The sequence below is a fragment of the Metabacillus sp. SLBN-84 genome (assembly GCF_053629595.1).
On record NZ_JBRJIP010000001.1, the window covers coordinates 1,743,373 to 1,762,051 of the forward strand.

Annotated in this window: 21 protein-coding genes; 19 read left to right on the plus strand and 2 right to left on the minus strand. The window is 44.1% G+C overall.

What is annotated here, in order from left to right:
* Positions 1 to 80: 80 nt before the first annotated feature.
* Complete coding sequence (locus tag RKD52_RS08820) at positions 81 to 1,058, plus strand: YpdA family putative bacillithiol disulfide reductase (protein WP_454099422.1); 978 nt, start codon at positions 81 to 83, stop codon at positions 1,056 to 1,058.
* A 32-nt stretch (positions 1,059 to 1,090) separates the two neighbouring features.
* Here the strand turns inward: RKD52_RS08820 and RKD52_RS08825 are convergent, their stop codons facing one another.
* A complete protein-coding gene (locus RKD52_RS08825) occupies positions 1,091 to 2,059 on the minus strand; it encodes an asparaginase (RefSeq protein ID WP_454099423.1) in 969 nt (322 codons plus the stop codon).
* 105 nt (positions 2,060 to 2,164) lie between these two features.
* On the opposite strand from RKD52_RS08825, the gene prsW reads away from it, so the two are divergent.
* The 9 genes from prsW to fni all read left to right on the plus strand — a co-directional run bounded on the left by prsW (position 2,165) and on the right by fni (position 10,053).
* Positions 2,165 to 2,839, plus strand: a complete 675-nt coding sequence (gene prsW, locus RKD52_RS08830; RefSeq protein ID WP_454099424.1) for a glutamic-type intramembrane protease PrsW — start codon at positions 2,165 to 2,167, stop codon at positions 2,837 to 2,839.
* 257 nt (positions 2,840 to 3,096) lie between these two features.
* Positions 3,097 to 4,014 carry a spore cortex-lytic enzyme gene (gene sleB, locus RKD52_RS08835; protein WP_454101174.1) on the plus strand — a complete coding sequence of 306 codons (918 nt, stop codon included), beginning with the start codon at positions 3,097 to 3,099 and terminating at the stop codon, positions 4,012 to 4,014.
* 12 nt (positions 4,015 to 4,026) lie between these two features.
* The gene (gene ypeB / locus RKD52_RS08840; protein WP_454099425.1) at positions 4,027 to 5,370 is read left to right on the plus strand and encodes a germination protein YpeB; all 1,344 of its coding nucleotides are present in this window, start codon (positions 4,027 to 4,029) and stop codon (positions 5,368 to 5,370) included.
* A gap of 95 nt (positions 5,371 to 5,465) precedes the next feature.
* A complete protein-coding gene (locus RKD52_RS08845) occupies positions 5,466 to 6,110 on the plus strand; it encodes a flagellar brake protein (RefSeq protein WP_454099426.1) in 645 nt (214 codons plus the stop codon).
* A gap of 51 nt (positions 6,111 to 6,161) precedes the next feature.
* Entirely contained in the window at positions 6,162 to 6,356 is a 195-nt protein-coding gene (locus tag RKD52_RS08850; RefSeq protein ID WP_029280217.1) for a DUF5359 family protein, read from the plus strand.
* A gap of 83 nt (positions 6,357 to 6,439) precedes the next feature.
* A complete protein-coding gene (gene cmk, locus RKD52_RS08855; protein ID WP_454099427.1) occupies positions 6,440 to 7,111 on the plus strand; it encodes a (d)CMP kinase in 672 nt (223 codons plus the stop codon).
* A 5-nt stretch (positions 7,112 to 7,116) separates the two neighbouring features.
* A complete protein-coding gene (locus tag RKD52_RS08860; protein WP_369733776.1) occupies positions 7,117 to 7,701 on the plus strand; it encodes a lysophospholipid acyltransferase family protein in 585 nt (194 codons plus the stop codon).
* A gap of 129 nt (positions 7,702 to 7,830) precedes the next feature.
* Positions 7,831 to 8,979, plus strand: coding sequence for a 30S ribosomal protein S1 (rpsA, locus tag RKD52_RS08865; RefSeq protein WP_029280223.1), 1,149 nt, complete (start codon positions 7,831 to 7,833; stop codon positions 8,977 to 8,979).
* A 12-nt stretch (positions 8,980 to 8,991) separates the two neighbouring features.
* Positions 8,992 to 10,053 (plus strand): type 2 isopentenyl-diphosphate Delta-isomerase, encoded by a 1,062-nt coding sequence (gene fni / locus RKD52_RS08870; RefSeq protein ID WP_454099428.1) that lies wholly within the window; start codon positions 8,992 to 8,994, stop codon positions 10,051 to 10,053.
* A gap of 50 nt (positions 10,054 to 10,103) precedes the next feature.
* Here the strand turns inward: fni and RKD52_RS08875 are convergent, their stop codons facing one another.
* Complete coding sequence (locus tag RKD52_RS08875; RefSeq protein WP_369733774.1) at positions 10,104 to 10,235, minus strand: YpzI family protein; 132 nt, start codon at positions 10,233 to 10,235, stop codon at positions 10,104 to 10,106.
* Between the two features lie 126 nt (positions 10,236 to 10,361).
* Here RKD52_RS08875 and RKD52_RS08880 point away from each other — a divergent pair, with 126 nt between their 5' ends.
* The 9 genes from RKD52_RS08880 to hbs all read left to right on the plus strand — a co-directional run bounded on the left by RKD52_RS08880 (position 10,362) and on the right by hbs (position 18,486).
* Positions 10,362 to 10,955, plus strand: coding sequence for a YphA family membrane protein (locus RKD52_RS08880; RefSeq protein WP_454099429.1), 594 nt, complete (start codon positions 10,362 to 10,364; stop codon positions 10,953 to 10,955).
* Position 10,956: 1 nt separating this feature from the next.
* Positions 10,957 to 11,853, plus strand: a complete 897-nt coding sequence (locus RKD52_RS08885; protein WP_454099430.1) for a YIEGIA family protein — start codon at positions 10,957 to 10,959, stop codon at positions 11,851 to 11,853.
* A complete protein-coding gene (locus RKD52_RS08890) occupies positions 11,850 to 12,041 on the plus strand; it encodes a capping complex subunit for YIEGIA (RefSeq protein WP_029280230.1) in 192 nt (63 codons plus the stop codon). The genes RKD52_RS08885 and RKD52_RS08890 overlap by 4 nt, the downstream gene beginning before the upstream one ends.
* A gap of 222 nt (positions 12,042 to 12,263) precedes the next feature.
* Entirely contained in the window at positions 12,264 to 13,574 is a 1,311-nt protein-coding gene (gene der, locus RKD52_RS08895; RefSeq protein ID WP_369733771.1) for a ribosome biogenesis GTPase Der, read from the plus strand.
* Positions 13,575 to 13,589: 15 nt separating this feature from the next.
* Positions 13,590 to 14,624: an NAD(P)H-dependent glycerol-3-phosphate dehydrogenase gene (locus RKD52_RS08900; RefSeq protein WP_454101175.1), complete on the plus strand. Its 1,035-nt coding sequence runs from the start codon at positions 13,590 to 13,592 to the stop codon at positions 14,622 to 14,624.
* Between the two features lie 427 nt (positions 14,625 to 15,051).
* Positions 15,052 to 15,252 (plus strand): DUF2768 domain-containing protein, encoded by a 201-nt coding sequence (locus tag RKD52_RS08905; protein ID WP_203287659.1) that lies wholly within the window; start codon positions 15,052 to 15,054, stop codon positions 15,250 to 15,252.
* Positions 15,253 to 15,280: 28 nt separating this feature from the next.
* Positions 15,281 to 16,000 (plus strand): hypothetical protein, encoded by a 720-nt coding sequence (locus tag RKD52_RS08910; protein ID WP_454099431.1) that lies wholly within the window; start codon positions 15,281 to 15,283, stop codon positions 15,998 to 16,000.
* Between the two features lie 202 nt (positions 16,001 to 16,202).
* Positions 16,203 to 17,681, plus strand: coding sequence for a stage IV sporulation protein A (gene spoIVA, locus RKD52_RS08915; protein ID WP_029280240.1), 1,479 nt, complete (start codon positions 16,203 to 16,205; stop codon positions 17,679 to 17,681).
* A gap of 526 nt (positions 17,682 to 18,207) precedes the next feature.
* Entirely contained in the window at positions 18,208 to 18,486 is a 279-nt protein-coding gene (gene hbs / locus RKD52_RS08920; RefSeq protein WP_029280242.1) for a non-specific DNA-binding protein Hbs, read from the plus strand.
* Positions 18,487 to 18,679 lie beyond the last annotated feature (193 nt).

Below are 18,679 nucleotides of genomic sequence, written 5' to 3' on the forward strand. Positions count from 1 at the left end.
CAAAAAATCTCCTATCATTACCGGTAGGAGATTTTTTTTGCATGTAGAAAAAGTAGAAATTCAGAAATTCAGGAGTGAACATGGTGAAAAAAGAAGAGGTCATCATTATCGGAGGAGGTCCATGCGGACTTGCGGCGGCACTTGCTTTAAAAGAAAAAGGGATCGATGCCCTTATTATAGAAAAAGGAAATATTGTCAATTCCATTTATCATTATCCTACACACCAGACTTTTTTCAGTACAGCTGAGAAGCTGGAAATAGGAGACATTCCGTTTATTACTGAAAACAGGAAGCCGTACAGAATTCAGGCGCTTGCCTATTACCGTGATGTAGTAAGGCGCAGCAGTCTGAGAATTCATGCTTTTGAAAAGGTGACAGGCGTCACGAAGGAAGGTCAGTCCTTTATTGTTTCAACATCAAAGGATACATACAATGCAGATTACGTCATTGTCGCAACGGGATATTATGATCATCCTAACTATATGAACATTGAGGGTGAGGATCTTCCAAAGGTGTTTCATTACTTTAAAGAGGGTCATCCTTTTTTTGATAAGGATGTCGTTGTTGTGGGCGGAAAAAACTCAAGCGTCGATGCGGCGCTTGAACTGGTGCACTCAGGGGCGAGAGTCACGGTTATTTACAGGGGCCAAACGTATTCGCCGAGTGTTAAGCCTTGGATTCTACCTGAATTTGAAGCGCTTGTCAGAAACGGAACCATTAAAATGGAATTTCATTCACTCTTAAAGCGGATAACAGAGGATGCAGTTGTCTATGAAAAAGACTGCAAAGAAGAAGTGACGATCCGAAATGATTTTGTCTTTGCGATGACAGGCTATCATCCGGATCATTCTTTCTTGACCAAAATGGGTGTGGACATTGATCCCGCTACAGGACGTCCTGCTTTTTCAGAAGAAACAATGGAAACAAATGAAGCTGGCATTTATATTGCGGGCGTCATCGCTGCAGGCAATAACGCGAATGAAATTTTTATAGAAAACGGCCGTTTCCATGGCGGACTGATTGCAGAGGATATCGCAGCAAAAAAAGACATCACTTGATGAGGTGATGTCTTTTTTTTTTGCATCTTATTTTAGAAAGAGAAAATCTCCTGAATTTCACTTGCATCCTGTGTCGTTTCAAGAGCGATCATGAGTTTCAGGCGGGCTTTTTGCCCGTTAAGGCCGTTGCTGAAGATGATTCCTGCTTCTTTCAGTGTTTTTCCTCCGCCTTCGTAAGAATATATGTCCTGTACGATTCCGTTAAAGCATCTTGAAACAATGACGATTTTAACGCCTGCCTTCATCAGCATGGCAAGTGAAGGCATCAAGGTTGGCGGCAGGTTGCCCTGTCCGAGCGCCTCAATGACAAGACCGTCAGGCTTCACTTCGGCAATTGCCTTCAGGATGGTGTCGTCCATTCCTGCATAAGCTTTGAGAAGCATAACCTGTTTCGTGAGATGATCGGCTTTAAGATGAGTGCGGTTTACAGGTTTATGATGAAAGGATACTCCGCGCTTGTTGACAATTCCAATCGGTCCGTACTGGGGACTTTGGAAGGTGGCTACATTGCTGGTATGGGTCTTGGTCGCATTTTTTGCTGAGTGCACCTCATCATTCATCACCACAAGCACGCCCATATCTGCAGCTTCAGTGCTTGCAGCAACTTGAATAGATGACACGAGATTATAAAGCCCGTCCGATCCCAGCTCATTGCTGGATCGCATAGCGCCTGTTATGACAACGGGGATCTTCACATTCAGGGTCAGGTCAAGAAAGTATGCGGTTTCTTCCAGTGTATCTGTTCCGTGTGTAATGACAATTCCATCTATTTGATCTTTTTGACATGCTTTTTCGATCGTTTCCTTAAGTTCGAGCATTTCTTTTGGCGTGATGTGCGGCGACGGCAGATAAAAAAGTTCCTTTGAAGTTATCACAATATCGTTAAACGTAAGCAAATGCTTAAGCAGCGGATTGGATTCGCCCTGCTTTACCTCGCCGGTTGTTTCATCCTCGCTCATCGAAATGGTTCCGCCTGTATGGATGACAAAAATATGTTTCATAAGCCCCTCCGGTTGTTCAATATCTTTTCTCTCAATTCATTTTCAATTTTACGATAACATGATACCATTATAAATAGAAGAATTTTGAAGAAAGAAGGCCTGCGGATGATTGCCATTATTTCTGCCGGCATAGCCCCTGGCTTAGCCATTTTAAGTTACTTTTATTTAAAAGACCAATATGAAGCAGAGCCCATTTACATGGTGTTCCGGTCATTTGCATTCGGGGCGCTGCTTGTTTTTCCGATCATGTTTATTCAGTATGTGCTTGAGACGGAACAGATCATTGATTCTAAGGTGCTCCTGGCTTTTTTCTCGAGCGGACTTCTGGAAGAATTTTTCAAATGGTTTATTTTGTTTGTCACCATCTATCCGCATGTTCATTTTGATGAACATTACGACGGCATTGTGTACGGGGTCGCTTCATCACTGGGCTTTGCTACACTTGAAAATATTTTATACTTAATCGGAAACGGACTTGAATTTGCCGTCGGCCGCGCGCTTCTGCCGGTTTCCAGCCATGCATTATTTGGAGTGATTATGGGCTATTACATGGGAAAAGGAAAGTTTTCCGGGCTCTCGGAAAAAAGAAAGTGGATTCTTTTTTCGTTAATGGTTCCCGTCATTTTGCATGGATTGTATGACTATATCCTTGTTGCACACAAGCTCTGGCCGCTTTATATGGTGCCATTTATGCTTTGTCTCTGGTGGTTTTCCCTTCATAAAGCAAAAAAAGCGAGAATGATTAAACATAACAAGTATGCAGTCGCTTTAAAACAATAAAATACGGATCCGAAAAAGCAATCCTGCGGCAGGATTGCTTTTTTTTGCGCATTGCGCCACCTGCGGAAAGTGCGGTTCAGCTTCAGGATTACAGCTGAACTGCCATTTCCATTTTACCTCCAAATGAACAGAACTTTTAAACATGCTGTATAAAATACCAATTAGTACAAAAAATACGTTGTAAGGAAATTCATCAATCATGAGGAGGCAGCAGCATGCAGAAAAAACGTTTCATTTGGATGACGGCGGGTGCAGTGATGATTGCCCTTGTTTTTCAATTAACGATTTTCAATCAAAATGAAGCCCATGCGTTTTCGGATCAAGTGATTCAAAAAGGCGCTGTTGGCGATGATGTTGTGGAACTGCAGGCAAGATTGCAGTACAACGGCTATTATAATGGTTCAATTGACGGGGTGTATGGGTGGAGCACATACTGGGCGGTGCGCAATTTTCAATATGAATTTGGACTGAAAGAGATTGATGGTCTGGTCGGAGAAGCAACGAAGCATAAATTGTCACAGACTACAAAATACTACCGTGATTTTGTCCACAGACAGCTGAACAAAGGTAAAGATTTCACTCATTATGGCGGCGTGCCGCTCGACAGACAGGTTGCTCCTTCAAAAGAATATAAGGCGAAGCTTAAAGCGACCTACGGAAAAAAAGGCGGCCAAAAAGCGCCTGCAGGCCAGGCGCAGCAAAAGCAGCAGCCAAAAGCGCAGGCACCTCAGCAGAAGCAGCAGGCACAGCCAAAGAAGCAGGCTCAGCCTAAATCACAAAGCAAAGCAAAAACAACGGCAGTCAATATGCCGGAAGGATTTTCACAAAATGATATTCAGCTGATGGCTAATGCAGTATACGGGGAAGCGCGCGGCGAACCTTATATCGGACAGGTTGCGGTTGCAGCGGTTATCATCAACCGTGTTGACAGTGCAACCTTCCCGAATACCGTGTCCGGTGTTATTTTTGAACCGCGGGCGTTCACAGCTGTAGCTGACGGCCAGATTTGGCTGACCCCAAACGACACAGCTAAAAAAGCAGTCATGGATGCGATCAACGGATGGGATCCGACTGAAGGGGCCATTTACTACTTTAACCCTGATACAGCTACAAGCGGATGGATTTGGGGACGTCCTCAAATTAAACAGATTGGAAAGCACATATTCTGTAATTAAGAGGTGAACAAAATGATCAGAGGGATTTTGATCGCAATACTTACAATTGGTGTCGTCGGAACGGCTTATTGGGGTTATAAAGAGCATCAGGAGAAAAATGCCGTGCTGATACATGCAGAAAACAATTATCAGAGGGCTTTCCATGACCTGACCTATCAAGTGGATCAGCTGCATGATAAAATCGGCGCAACTCTTGCCATGAATTCAAGAAAGTCACTTTCTCCCGGTCTTGTTGAAGTCTGGAGAATCACATCAGAAGCACATTCAGACGTTGGCCAGCTTCCGCTGACTCTGCTGCCGTTCAATAAAACAGAAGAATTTCTGGCAAGCATTTCTGACTTCAGCTACCGCACAGCTGTCAGAGACCTTGACAAAGAACCGCTTTCAGATCAGGAATACGCAACTTTAAAGCAGCTGTATGCGAAATCAGAAGATATTCAAAAAGAGCTGCGGAACGTTCAGCATATGGTTATTGATAATAATCTGCGCTGGATGGATGTAGAGCTGGCACTTGCTGCAGGCGAAGAAAAGCAGGATAACACGATTATTAACGGATTCAAAACGGTTGAAAAAAATGTGAATGCGTACTCAAGCACAGACTTTGACCCATCTTTTACTTCGGTAAAAAAAGAAGAGGAAGGCTTTAATCATTTAAAAGGTAAAGTCATTACTGAAAAAGAAGTTCCGGGAATTGTCGAAAAATTTGTTCCCGGCTCTACGGGAGATATGAAAGTTACTCCAAACGGAAAAGGATCTCCCCTTGAATTTTACAGTGTATCGGTCAATGACCCTAATAAGAAATCGGAGATCTATCTTGATATCACGAAAAAAGGCGGATATCCTATCTGGCTCCTTCAGAACCGCCAAGTCGCAGAACCGAAAATCAGCCTCAATGAGGCATCAAATAATGCGGCCAAATTTTTGAAAGATCAGGGTTTTTCAGATCTTATTCTTTACGAAAGCGCACAGTTTGAGAACATCGGAATCTTTTCCTTTGTTTCCGTCTATGAAAACGTAAGGCTGTACCCGGATGCAATCCGCATGAAAGTGGCGCTTGATGACGGCAAAGTAATCGGTTTTTCCGCAAGGGATTATCTTGCCTCTCACAGAAAACGAGACATTCCAAAGGCAAAGCTAAGCACAGAGCAGGCTAAAGGCTTTGTGAATCCGAACCTGATGATTCAGGAAGACAGACTCGCCATCATCACAAATGAGCTTGGTGAAGAAGTTCTCTGCTATGAGTTTTTGGGAACGATGGAGAATGACACGTACCGGATCTTTGTGAACGCTGAAGATGGTTCAGAAGAAAAGGTTGAAAAACTGGATAACTCCGAACCGATTTATCAGGAAATTTAGGAGAACTTTTTTCAGAAGGAAAAGCAGAATAAGGCTTTTCCTTTTTTTTATTACATGATTTAATAAAAGAAGAGAGAATGAAAGAGTGTGATCATGTGCTGGCAATTGGAGATACACTGTATATTGAAGTGCAGGGCGGGGATACGGCAAGATTAAGATGCCGGGTAGTCGATCTAAAGGACCGGGTCTTATATACCGATTATCCGATTAACGATCAAACAGGCAAAACGTCCTTTCTTTTAAATGGAACAGAAATAAACGCCTTTTTTTCTCAGCATGGGCAGGCGTATTTGTTTCAGTCTGTTCTGCTTCACAGAAAAAAAGAAACGATTCCTATGCTTGCTTTTACTCTTCCTGAACAGAATGACTTTACAAAAGTGCAAAGACGAGAATATGTAAGAGTTGAAACAGATGCCGATGCCGCTATTCACTCTGTATCTGATGCTTTTAAGCCTTTTACAGGTTCAACCGTGGATTTAAGTGCAGGCGGAGCCGCCGTGAAGGTGCCTGCAAATGCTGGGCTTAATGAAAATGATCAAGTATGGATGTGGCTTTCTCTCCATTTCCAAAACGGCAGTATCCAATACGCGAAAGTTCAGGCGAAGGTAAAAAATGCCGGCAAATCCGGAATAGCGGCCCTGGAATTTACTGACCTGACAGAAACTGACCGGAAACAGCTGCTGCAGTATTGCTTCGACCAGGAGCTTCTTTTGAAGAAAAAGAATGCCGCAGCCGAATAAGACCCGTGCTCCTGCACCATACTAATGGTAAAAACGGAGTTTGATAAGCAGATGAAACGGGCAGAGAGAATACTCTTTAAATTAATCATGATCCATCTGATATTGCTCCTATGCGCGCAGGCTGCCCTGACAAATCCTGGTTTGCAGCCTCACATCTCGCGTGTGGTACAATATGAAGGTGTAAACAAACTGACAATCAGCGAATGGCTTGAAACGTTCAAACAATCCAGTGTGCAGGACAAGTAAACCTGCATTCTTTTTTGTTTGTTCTAAAAAGCCTGCCAGATCGGCTTAAGCTCAGAATCTGGCAAACTACCCGAGGAGGAACTATGGAACGTACTATTTCTATTGCAATTGACGGCCCTGCTGCTGCGGGCAAAAGTACAGTTGCGAAAATTTTGGCAGAAGATTATTCATATTTATATATTGATACGGGAGCTATGTACAGAGCACTCACATATAAGGTTCTTATGAAAAATGAAGACCTTGAAGATGAAGCAGCTGTTAAAGAAATTCTTTCAGATGCACATATTGAACTAGTTCCAAGTGAAAGTGGCCAGCTTGTATATGTGAATGGGGAAAATGTCACAGAGCAAATCCGTTCACATGAAGTGACTAATTCTGTATCCATTGCGGCCAAGCATGCATCTGTGCGCGAAGAAATGGTGAAACGCCAGCAGGATATGGCTAAAAACGGAAGAGTTGTCATGGACGGCAGGGATATCGGGACGCACGTGCTGCCGAATGCGGAAGTGAAAATTTTCCTTCGCGCTTCTGTTACAGAGCGCGCAAAAAGAAGGCATGAAGAAAATCTTTCTAAAGGCTTCACCTCGGATCTTGCGCAGCTCGAACTTGAAATCGAAAGAAGAGACAAGCTTGATTCAGAAAGAGAAGTAGCTCCGCTGAAAAAAGCAGAGGATGCAGTAGAAATCGATACTACCTCTCTCTCAATTCAGGGAGTTGTAGATGAAATCAAAAAAATTGTCCAAGAGAGGCTTTGATGCGGATGAGTTTTTATCAATTTGCCAAGGGTGTTGTCGCGTCGGTTTTTTTTCCGCTTTACAGGATTGAAATTCACGGGAAAGAACACTTTCCAAAAGACGGCGCTGTCCTTCTCTGTTCAAACCATATTGACAATCTTGATCCCCCAACCGTTGGAATCTGCGCGCCGAGACAGGTGCATTTTATGGCAAAAGAAGAATTGTTTCAGGTGCCGGTTCTTGGGGGTATAGTTAGGAAAGTCGGCTCTTTTCCAGTTAAAAGAGGAATGAGCGACAGGGAAGCCATCAGGAAAGGGCTGAATGTCCTGAAAGACGGCGGAGTGCTCGGCCTGTTTCCGGAAGGAACGCGGAGCAAGGACGGCAAGCTTGGAAAAGGACTGGCCGGAGCAGGTTTCTTTGCGCTGAAATCAGACGCCAGCATTGTCCCGTGTGCCATTATCGGCACCTACAAGCCTTTTCAGAAAGTAAGGGTTTATTTCGGTCCTCCGATCGATTTTGCTCCGCTCCGTGAGAAGAAAACGTCCGCAGATGAGGCTACAGAACTGATTATGTCGAAAATTGCTGAATTGCTCGAAAAACATCAATCTTAAGAGTCTAACTACTTGACAAAATGTAGCATTTATTAGAAGTTAGTAAAAAGAGTATTTTCACTTTATTCTAAAAAGTGATTTCATACATATCCAACTAAGTCGTGGGTTGTGACCAAGGAGGTAATTGGAATGGTTGAAGACATGAATGATGTAGAAGTAAAAACACCGGAAGTCGGTGATGTCCTGAAAGGGATCGTTACCAAAGTAGAAGACAAACAGGTAATTGTTGAAATTGACGGCGTAAAGCATACAGGCATAATTCCAATCAGTGAATTGTCCAGTCTGCACGTTGAAAAAGCTTCCGATGTTGTAAGTGAAAATGAGGAATTGCAGCTGAAAGTAACAAAAGTCGAGGATGAAGCCCTCATCCTTTCAAAAAGAGCGATAGATGCAGATCTTGCCTGGGATCAGCTTCAGGCTAAATTTGAATCAAAAGAAGTGTTTGACGCGGAAGTGAAAGACGTTGTCAAAGGCGGTCTTGTTGTAGACCTCGGCGTCAGAGGATTCATACCGGCGTCTTTAGTGGAATCACATTTTGTTGAAGATTTTTCTGATTACAGAGGCAAAACGCTTTCTCTTATGGTCGTTGAAATTGACCGTGAGAAAAACCGCGTCATTCTGTCTCACCGTGCGGTCGTAGAAAAAGAGCAGGGTGAGAAAAAACAGCAGCGCCTTGACATGATCAAAGCGGGAGAAGTGCTGGAAGGCACTGTTCAGCGCCTGACTGATTTCGGTGCTTTCGTTGATATCGGCGGAATTGACGGCCTTGTTCACATTTCACAGCTTTCGCATAATCACGTTGACAAGCCTTCTGAAGTTGTTGAAGAAGGGCAGAAGGTCCAAGTTAAAGTCCTGTCTGTCGACCGTGACAACGAGCGGATTTCTCTTTCCATCAAAGAAACCCTGCCGGGACCTTGGGAAAATATCACAAGCCAGGTGAAAGCGGGAGACGTTGTTGAGGGTACAGTAAAACGTCTTGTTTCTTTTGGAGCTTTCGTTGAAATTCTTCCTGGGGTAGAAGGCCTTGTCCATATCTCCCAGATCTCAAACAAGCACATCGGCACACCTCATGAAGTGCTGTCTGAAAACGAGAGCGTTCAGGTCAAAGTGCTTGATGTCAACGAGAACGAACAGCGCATTTCCCTCAGCATCCGGGAGCTTGAGGAACCTGAAAAAGCGGACGAAGAAGACTACCGCAATTATCAGGCAAAGGAAGAATCATCCGGCTTCCAGCTTGGTGAAATGATCGGTGATCAATTAAACAAACTAAAAAAGTAAACGGTGATGACTGTGAGCAGAGCTAAGCGAAAGATTGACCATATTCAACATGCTTTAAAAACAGGGCAAAAACGTGATAATGGATTCAGCGATATCCTGTTTCTTCATCAAAGCTTGCCTGATACAGCTGTTCATCACATTGATATGCATACTGAAATTGGCGGACTTGTCTTAAGTTCGCCAATTTTTATCAATGCGATGACAGGCGGAGGCGGTTCTGAAACAGTTAAGATCAATGAAGCATTATCATCTGCAGCTGCTGAATGCAGGATACCGGTTGCAGTCGGATCGCAAATGTCGGCGATAAGGAATCCTTCTGAGCGGGAATCTTATGAAATTGTCCGCAAGGTGAACCAAAAAGGCATCCTGTTTGCCAACCTAGGCAGCGAGGCAACGCCTGACCAGGCAAAAACAGCGATTGACATGATAGAAGCAAATGCTCTTCAAATCCATCTTAACGTTGTCCAGGAACTTGTGATGCCAGAAGGAGACCGTGACTTTTCAGGGGCTTTAACCCGCATCGCTGCTATTGCAGATGCTGTGGATGTACCCGTCTTCGTAAAAGAAGTGGGCTTCGGCATAAACCGTGAGGCAGCTTCAAGACTTGCGGATGCAGGTGTTAAAGCCATTGATGTTGGCGGCTATGGCGGAACGAACTTTGCCAGAATCGAAAATGAGCGGAGAAGCAGGCTTCTTGAAAGCTTTAATGATTGGGGCATTCCAACGGCGGCGTCAATCGCAGAGATTGCGTCATCTGTGAAAGGTGTTTCCATCATTGGTTCAGGAGGCATTCAGGATGCGATGGATATCGCTAAAGCTGTCGCTCTCGGTGCCTCTGGAGCCGGCATGGCAGGCTTCTTTTTAAAGATCCTGATTGAAGACGGCTATGAAGCACTCGTTCATGAAATTAAAAATGTTCAGGAAGAATTGAGAATGATCATGGCTGCCCTTGGTGCTGAAAGCGTCAAACAGCTACAGGAAGCGCCGGTCATTATATCCGGGTTTACCCACCATTACCTTTCCGAACGGAATGTAGATACAAAAGCATGGAGCAATCGAATGATCAGGAAATAAAGTAATCCGCATCTCTAAGCAGAGATGCGGATTTTTTGCGTTTTTGAAGATTATTTATTCCGAGCTCTCGATTCTTCCGGACTTTCAAGTGATGTAGCGCCTTTATAAGTTAACGATTGATCTCTGTCAGATTCCACTCGTCTGCTTTGCTTCAGTTTCTTTTCCTGTCTGTCGCGTCCCATGTTTTTCCCTCCTTTTATGGCTTAGTATGACTCAATGCCGCTTGCTTCATCAGCAAAATTTTTGCCGGTATTTTGGATTAAAGAATTAAGAATGCAGCCATACTGGTAGAAATAGGAGTGAGAAGAGTGGAGAACGTATTTTACTATTGGATTTTGTGGGGAGCATGGATCATAGCGGTGTTTTTTATGAAAAAATCTGCAAATCGCACCTTTCTTTCATTTTTGATGCTGACATTCATCATAACAGGAGAAATGACTGCACAGGTCGCTCCATTTACGGTCAGTGTGCCGTTCGTTCTGACCTTACTGTCGGGGTATTATCTTATATCGAAGTCACCTAGAAAGCTCTATTCTTTTTTGTCAGTGATGACGATGTCTGCGGCTTATGCAGCTGTTCACTTAGTGGAACTGTTTGATCCGGTCTGGTTTGCGGTGGACAGGTTTTATGTCGTGACCGGTCTTATAAGTATATTAGCGATTTATCTTGGGAAAAGTATCCATGAACGTTTAGGCTTCTTATTTGTGGCAATGGCTCATGGAGATGTCCTGTTCTTTGGGATCTTAAGCAGGTTTTACAGCGGCCTTGCCATTGGATCCTATGACTACATGAATATGGCGGCTGTCAGTCTGCTGGCTGTCTGCGCGTGGACATACGTGGAAGCGGCAATGGCTGCCTTGAATCAAACTCTGCAGAAAGCAGCAAGGGGGAAGCAGGCATAGGATGAATGAATATACGTTACCAATCATTTTTGGTGTAGCATTTGGTGTTTTTACAAGACTGTATATGCTTCGGACTGATTACAGGCAGTATCCCACCTATCTTCACGGAAAAATCATTCATGTGGCGCTTGGAGTCATAGCAGCCGGTCTTGGCACAATTGCGATTCCGGCAATCATGGAAGAAGAATTTACCGCCATCACGTTTTTAACCCTTGCAGCTTCACAGTTCAGGGAAGTAAGAAACATGGAGCGAAATACATTAACAGAGCTTGACGGCTATGAACTTGTGCCGCGCGGTGCTACTTATATTGAAGGAATTGCCGTCGCATTTGAAAGCCGGAATTATCTTGTGATTTTTACATCTCTTCTTGTAACGCTTTTCTACATAGTGCTCAATGTATGGGCAGCAATTGCAGCTGGAGTGGTTTGTCTGCTCGTCTCAAAAAAACTGATGGCAGGAAGCAAGCTTAAAGACATTGTGGACATTGCATATGTAGCGCCTCACTTTGAAGGGGCCGGACTTTATGTAGATAATATTTATATTATGAACATCGGGGTTCCAGACAAACAGGAAGCTGTCTTAAAATACGGCATGGGCTTTGTGCTGACTCCAAAAAATTACAACGCCCGAAATACAATTGCCAATCTGGGTCAGAGGCAGGCAATCCTTCATGATGTGTCTACAGCCCTCGGCGTCCATCGCGATTCCGGAGAGCCTTCACTTGTTCCGCTGGCGAAAAGAGACCTTGATGACGGCCGTCTTGGCGTTTTTGTCCTTCCGCAGGGCGGAGACAGAGAGCTTGCAAAAACCGTCATTGGCGAGGTACCTACCCTTGAGAATGCCATTCGCATGCCAAGTGAGTCAAAAGCAAATAATGAAGGCAGGTCGGTCAAGTGAACACAGCTCTTGAAAAGTATATACTCGCTGCAGTGACGACCAACCCGGCGAAGGTAGCAGGAGGGACGGCTGTCTTTATTGTGAAAGACAAAGAAGAAATGGATTTTTTCGCAAAGAATCTTGAAGCCATCCTGGATGGCATTGCCCATGGAATCGGCGAGGATCTTTACATAATTGTCAAGCATTGAGTTGTACAACATGCTAATCTCTGCTAATATATAAAAGTTAAGCCCTTCCTAAAAGAGAAGGGTTTCTTTCATGAAGGCTCTTCCCCGAGTCTTGTTATCATGGTCAGAAAGGCTGCAATGTACAGCCTGAGTTTTTTGAAAAAGCTTATTGTACAGAAAATGAGACTGATGCTGCCTGTTTAACATAAATACGTAAATTGTAAGCTGAAAGGAAAGATCGCTATGGCTAAACCCGTAATTGCAATTGTTGGACGCCCGAACGTCGGCAAATCAACGATTTTTAACCGGATTGTCGGAGAACGTGTATCTATCGTTGAAGACATCCCAGGAGTAACACGTGACAGAATTTACAGTTCAGGAGAATGGCTGAACTACCAGTTTAATGTGATTGATACAGGCGGTATTGACATTGGCGACGAACCGTTTCTGGCACAGATCCGCCAGCAGGCTGAAATCGCGATTGATGAAGCTGACGTCATCATCTTTATGACGAACGGCCGCGAAGGTGTTACAGCTGCAGATGAAGAAGTCGCAAAAATTCTTTACCGCAGCAAAAAACCTGTCGTTCTTGCTGTAAACAAAGTTGATAACCCTGATATGAGAGCGAGTGTTTATGACTTTTATGCGCTTGGATTCGGCGAGCCGTTTCCGATCTCAGGATCTCACGGCCTGGGCCTGGGTGATTTGCTTGATGCCGTGGCAGAGCATTTCAAAAACCTTGTTACAGAAGAATATGATGAGGAAACAATTAAGTTTTCCCTTATCGGGCGCCCGAATGTCGGGAAGTCTTCCCTTGTCAATGCCCTGCTTGGTGAAGAGCGTGTTATCGTCAGCAACATTGCCGGCACTACGCGTGATGCGGTCGATACAAGCTACCGCTACGAAGGACAGGACTTCGTAATCATCGACACAGCTGGAATGAGGAAAAAAGGGAAAGTATATGAATCAACGGAAAAATACAGCGTGCTTCGCGCCCTTAAGGCCATTGACCGCTCGGATGTCGTTCTTGTCGTCATAGACGGAGAAGAGGGCATTATCGAGCAGGATAAGCGCATTGCGGGCTATGCTCATGAAGCAGGCCGTGCCGTTGTCATTGTAGTAAACAAATGGGATGCTGTTGAGAAAGATGAAAAAACGATGAAGGACTTTGAAGTGAAGATCAGAGATCACTTCCAGTTCCTTGATTATGCTCCGATTGTTTTTCTTTCGGCGAAAACAACACGCCGCATTCATACACTGCTTCCGCAAATTGTGCGTGCAAGTGAAAACCACGCTCTGCGCGTTCAGACCACTGTATTGAACGATGTCATCATGGATGCAGTCGCCATGAACCCGGCGCCGACAGATAAAGGCAAGCGACTGAAAATTTACTACGCTACTCAGGTTGCGGTCAAGCCGCCTGCGTTTGCTATTTTTGTCAATGAACCCGAATTGATGCATTTTTCTTATGAGCGCTTCCTTCAGAACCGCATCAGGGATGCATTTGGATTTGAAGGCACACCGATCAAGATCTTTACACGGGCCAGAAAATAATAGAGGTGAATGAAGATGCAGCGAATTGCCGTTCTTGGCGCGGGAAGCTGGGGCACTGCTCTAAGCCTTGTTCTCGCAGACAATCAGCACGATGTAAGATTATGGGGTCACCGCAAGGAGTTAATTCAGGAAATTAATGAAACGCATAAAAATCAAAAGTATCTACCTGATATAGAGCTTTCAAATAACATCAAGGGCTGCACTGATTTAAGAGAAACCCTTCAGGATGTGCAGATTGCCGTTCTCGCCGTTCCTACAAAAGCCATACGGGAAGTTCTTCAGGATGTCATCAAAGTAATCAGCCATAAGCTGACAATCGTTCACGTAAGCAAAGGAATAGAGCCTGACAGTCTTCTGCGCATTTCTGAGATTATTAAAGAAGAAGTTCCTGAAGATCTCCTTCAGGACGTCGTCGTTCTGTCCGGGCCAAGCCATGCTGAAGAAGTCGGGCTAAGGCAGCCGACGACTGTTACATCTTCATCTGATAACCTTGCAGCTGCCGAGCTTGTACAGGACCTGTTTATGAACCAGCATTTCAGAGTGTACACGAACCCTGATGTCATAGGGGTGGAAATCGGCGGTGCGCTTAAAAATATTATTGCTCTTGCAGCAGGCATTACAGACGGACTTGGATATGGGGATAACGCAAAAGCGGCTCTTATCACAAGAGGGCTTGCTGAGATCGCCCGCCTCGGAAGCATCATGGGAGGCAATCCTCTTACGTTTTCAGGACTGACAGGGATCGGGGATCTGATTGTAACATGCACAAGCGTTCATTCGAGAAACTGGAGAGCGGGGAATCTGCTCGGCAAAGGCCAGAAGCTTGAAGATGTTCTTGAAAACATGGGCATGGTCGTAGAAGGCGTGCGCACAACAAAAGCGGCTTACCAGCTGGCTCAAAAATTTGATGTGAAAATGCCGATCACAGAAGCGCTCTATGCCGTTCTTTTTAACGGGAAAGAAGTGAAGGACGCTGTGGACTCGCTGATGGCGAGAGTGAAAACACATGAAATGGAAGATCTTGTGAATATCAGCGAAAATCGCTGCTGACCTTGTGGCACATGGGTTTGGGGCTGCATACTATACCTTGAGTTTGTGAAGCCTATTCATCAACCTCATGAAAACGGACCACTAGGTGCAATTACGTGAAACATGAAAGCATTGAACTGTATACTTACGTATCCTTTTTGGCGAATTTCTCAGTGAAATTAGGCATTAGAGGATGCAAATGCTCTGATATTCGCATAAAATGCATCGTAGTAAATCATGAGTTGTTCTAAACAATGGGTACCGATTAGTCAGGTGCAAACGCATGACCGAAGTAGAGCTGCCCCCTCTTTACTTCGGTTTTTTTGCGTTCTGAATAGTTTGAAGGCTGAATGTATCCTGGTGAAGCAATTGCCTTTGAACCAGACAATTCCGCTTTTTGAAATATATGCTATAATATGTTCGAAACGATAGGGAGGTAAAACAAGAAATGAGTCCAGCGTTAATGAAAATGTGGATTGCGCTTGCATCGATGGGATTTATGTTTATCGCCATTCTCGCAATCTATTTAAGCAGATTTAAAATGAAAGGGTTTTTAAAGGGCGCATTTGCCGCAATCGCCTACTTTTTTATGATTCTTGCAGGACTTCTGATCTTTTTTGTTGTGTTCAGCGGACCCGTCAATGAATAAGGAATTCACTACATAAAGGAAGATTTTCATGAAAAAGCCTGTTATTTTTGCAACCGTTTTTACCATGCTTATGCTATTATCCGGCTGTCTTTACCCTGAGGAGCAGCTGAATCAGAATCAGGTCCCATATGAGGATCAGATTGCAGCCGTGCAGAATTCAGTCGACAGGTTCAGAGAAGATTCAGGAGGCCTTCTTCCCATCAAAACGCGTGATATGACAACGCCAGTCTATCAAAAATACCCTGTAGACTTCAGCCAGATTGCTCCCAAATATATGGCTGAACCGCCGGGAACTTCTTATGAAAACGGCGGCGTGTACGTGTATGTGCTTGTTGATGTAGAGGACAATCCGACTGTTAAGCTGATTGATCTCAGAATGTCAGAGACGATCCGTGATATTAAAACAAGGCTGAATGTGTATAAAGCTTCAAACGGATATCCTCCATATAAGGATGTAGTCGCTGAAAACGTGTTCACTCTGGATTATAAGAAACTCGGCTACAAAGAAGCACCTCAAGCTGTCAGCCCTTACTCAGGAGAGTCACTGCCGTTTGTGATTGACAATAAAGGCGAAGTATATGCTGATTACCGGATTGACCTGTACAAAAAGCTGAACGAAGGCAAGGAAGAATACAAAGCTGGAGAAGATATCCGGAATGTCCTTGTGAACGACTCTCCATTTGTTCCTGCTTTTTCATTGCCTTATACAGTTAATGAAAAAAATGAACCTGTCTTTTTGAATAATTAAGTCATGAACCCTTCTTTCGGGAAATAAACTCTGAAAGAAGGGTTTTTCATTTATAAAAAAACCTGTTCATAAAATGAACCAAGAAAAAAATTTCAGATCACTGTCATAAAGAAATAGGACAACGTCATAAATATATAGTGTCCTAAACACGAAAAAGCAGACGGTCAATAACCCAAGAAGCCTATGATCGGGAGGGGATCACTTGGAAAAGGTAGATATTTTCAAAGATATCGCAGAGCGCACAGGCGGCGATATTTATCTTGGAGTAGTAGGAGCAGTAAGAACAGGCAAATCTACATTTATCAAAAAATTCATGGAGCAGGTTGTGCTTCCGAATATTGATAACGAGTCAGACCGGGCACGCGCGCAGGATGAGCTGCCGCAAAGTGCTGCAGGCAAAACCATCATGACAACAGAGCCTAAATTTGTCCCTAATCAAGCGGTTTCGATCCATGTTGAAGAGGGGCTTGACGTTAATATCAGACTGGTGGACTGTGTCGGGTACACGGTTCCCGGAGCAAAAGGATATGAAGATGAAAACGGCCCGAGAATGATCAATACGCCTTGGTACGAAGAACCGATTCCGTTTCATGAAGCAGCTGAAATCGGAACAAGAAAAGTGATTCAGGAGCACTCCACAATTGGCGTCGTTATTACAACAGACGGTTCAATCGGAGAGATTCCAAGAAGAGATTATGTAGAAGCAGAAGAACGTGTGATTGAAGAGCTGAAAGAAGTAGGCAAACCGTTCATTATGATCATCAACACGGTCCAGCCGTATCATCCTGAGTCGGAAACGCTCCGGAGACAGCTCAGTGAGAAGTATGATATTCCTGTGCTGGCCATGAGTGTGGAGAGCATCCGCGAAACAGATGTCATGAACGTTCTCCGCGAAGCGCTTTATGAATTCCCTGTGCTTGAGGTGAATGTTAATCTCCCGAGCTGGGTAATGGTTCTGCGCGACAACCACTGGCTGCGCGAAAGCTACCAGGAGGCTGTAAAAGATACCGTTCAGGATATTAAAAGACTGAGAGATGTGGACAGAGTCGTCGGCTATTTCAGTGAATACGACTTTATCGACCGCGCAAGCCTTGCCGGAATTGAGATGGGTCAGGGAATTGCTGAAATTGACCTCTATGCTCCGGATGATTTATATGATCAGATTCTAAAAGAAGTCGTCGGTGTTGAGATAAGAGGGAAGGATCATCTCCTTCAGCTCATGCAGGATTTTGCCTATGCAAAAGCTGAATACGATCAAGTCGCAGATGCTCTCAGAATGGTAAAACAGACCGGCTACGGCATAGCTGCACCGGCTCTCAGCGACATGAGCCTTGATGAGCCTGAAATCATCAGGCAGGGTGCAAGGTTTGGAGTGCGCCTGAAAGCAGTTGCCCCTTCCATCCATATGATTAAGGTGGATGTTGAGTCTGAATTTGCGCCGATTATCGGTACAGAGAAGCAGAGTGAGGAATTAGTCCGGTACTTGATGCAGGACTTCGAAGACAATCCGCTGTCGATCTGGAACTCTGATATCTTCGGACGCAGCCTGAGCTCTATCGTTAGAGAAGGCATCCAGGCAAAGCTGTCACTCATGCCTGAGAATGCAAGATACAAACTGAAAGAGACGCTTGAACGCATTATTAACGAGGGATCAGGCGGATTAATCGCGATTATTCTATAAGCATTCCCAAAATGACGGCCACTTTCGGTGGCTGTCTTTTTGTCTTTAATAATAGTTTTCAGCCAGATGACAAAGTGGTTACAAAAATGTATTTCAGTAAAATATTCGCTTTCGTACCCCCTTATATGCAATCATGTTCGGCGTATGTTATTACATATTTTAAAATAGTATTTGCTTCTCCTATCATTTTTTTGTAAAATAGAGTCCCGGCAAGAATGCACGTTCGCCTGGGGTGGCCTCAATGCCTGATTTATAAAGGTTTTCTTGAGGTTTCTCCTTGCTTAGCGAAACCTGATGTGTTAATCTACTATCAGAAATTATTTTCTGCATTGGTGCAATCTTCCTGGAAACCCACTATTCATGCGGAAAAACATTGAATTTCAGGCGTTAATCGGATAAGATTAGCGTGTTCACAGTAAAATGCGTTTCTATCATGTATAGATTTCGCAGAATCTGTGAAGAAATGAATTTAACAGAATGGATTTATGCTGAATCTGACAACAAACTTTGGGAGGAGGTGAAAGGCATGAATAAAACAGAACTAATCAACGCGGTAGCAGAAGCTAGCGAACTGTCTAAGAAAGATGCAACGAAAGCGGTTGATGCTGTTTTCGATACACTTTTGGATGCACTTAAAAACGGTGATAAAGTACAATTGATCGGTTTTGGTAACTTCGAAGTACGTGAGCGCGCGGCTCGTAAAGGACGCAACCCTCAAACTGGAGAAGAGATCGAAATCGCAGCAAGCAAAGTGCCTGCGTTCAAACCAGGTAAAGCTCTTAAAGATGCTGTAGCCGGTAAATAATGTGCTCTTACCCGTGTATGATGCATAAAATACATACACAACAAATGGACAGCCCCTTTTATAGGGGCTTTTCCTTTGTGCTGAGAAAGATGAAGAAGCCTGCAGAAAGTTTATGCTGACAGAGCAAACGTGCATCATTCTTTGCTTTTAATCTTTCACCTGTGCTAGAATCTGTATCAAATAACTTGTTACC

Excerpts from the sequence above, each read along its gene's own strand:
- RKD52_RS08885 (WP_454099430.1), top strand. The coding sequence starts at position 10,957 with ATGAATGAATATACGTTACCAATCATTTTTGGTGTAGCATTTGGTGTT.
- der (WP_369733771.1), top strand. The coding sequence starts at position 12,264 with ATGGCTAAACCCGTAATTGCAATTGTTGGACGCCCGAACGTCGGCAAA.
- ypeB (WP_454099425.1), top strand. The coding sequence starts at position 4,027 with ATGATCAGAGGGATTTTGATCGCAATACTTACAATTGGTGTCGTCGGA.
- sleB (WP_454101174.1), top strand. The coding sequence starts at position 3,097 with ATGATTGCCCTTGTTTTTCAATTAACGATTTTCAATCAAAATGAAGCC.
- RKD52_RS08860 (WP_369733776.1), top strand. The coding sequence starts at position 7,117 with ATGAGTTTTTATCAATTTGCCAAGGGTGTTGTCGCGTCGGTTTTTTTT.
- RKD52_RS08905 (WP_203287659.1), top strand. The coding sequence starts at position 15,052 with ATGAGTCCAGCGTTAATGAAAATGTGGATTGCGCTTGCATCGATGGGA.
- RKD52_RS08910 (WP_454099431.1), top strand. The coding sequence starts at position 15,281 with ATGAAAAAGCCTGTTATTTTTGCAACCGTTTTTACCATGCTTATGCTA.
- RKD52_RS08825 (WP_454099423.1), bottom strand. The coding sequence starts at position 2,059 with ATGAAACATATTTTTGTCATCCATACAGGCGGAACCATTTCGATGAGC.
- RKD52_RS08900 (WP_454101175.1), top strand. The coding sequence starts at position 13,590 with ATGCAGCGAATTGCCGTTCTTGGCGCGGGAAGCTGGGGCACTGCTCTA.
- rpsA (WP_029280223.1), top strand. The coding sequence starts at position 7,831 with ATGGTTGAAGACATGAATGATGTAGAAGTAAAAACACCGGAAGTCGGT.
- cmk (WP_454099427.1), top strand. The coding sequence starts at position 6,440 with ATGGAACGTACTATTTCTATTGCAATTGACGGCCCTGCTGCTGCGGGC.
- hbs (WP_029280242.1), top strand. The coding sequence starts at position 18,208 with ATGAATAAAACAGAACTAATCAACGCGGTAGCAGAAGCTAGCGAACTG.
- RKD52_RS08850 (WP_029280217.1), top strand. The coding sequence starts at position 6,162 with ATGAAACGGGCAGAGAGAATACTCTTTAAATTAATCATGATCCATCTG.
- RKD52_RS08875 (WP_369733774.1), bottom strand. The coding sequence starts at position 10,235 with ATGGGACGCGACAGACAGGAAAAGAAACTGAAGCAAAGCAGACGAGTG.
- RKD52_RS08820 (WP_454099422.1), top strand. The coding sequence starts at position 81 with ATGGTGAAAAAAGAAGAGGTCATCATTATCGGAGGAGGTCCATGCGGA.
- prsW (WP_454099424.1), top strand. The coding sequence starts at position 2,165 with ATGATTGCCATTATTTCTGCCGGCATAGCCCCTGGCTTAGCCATTTTA.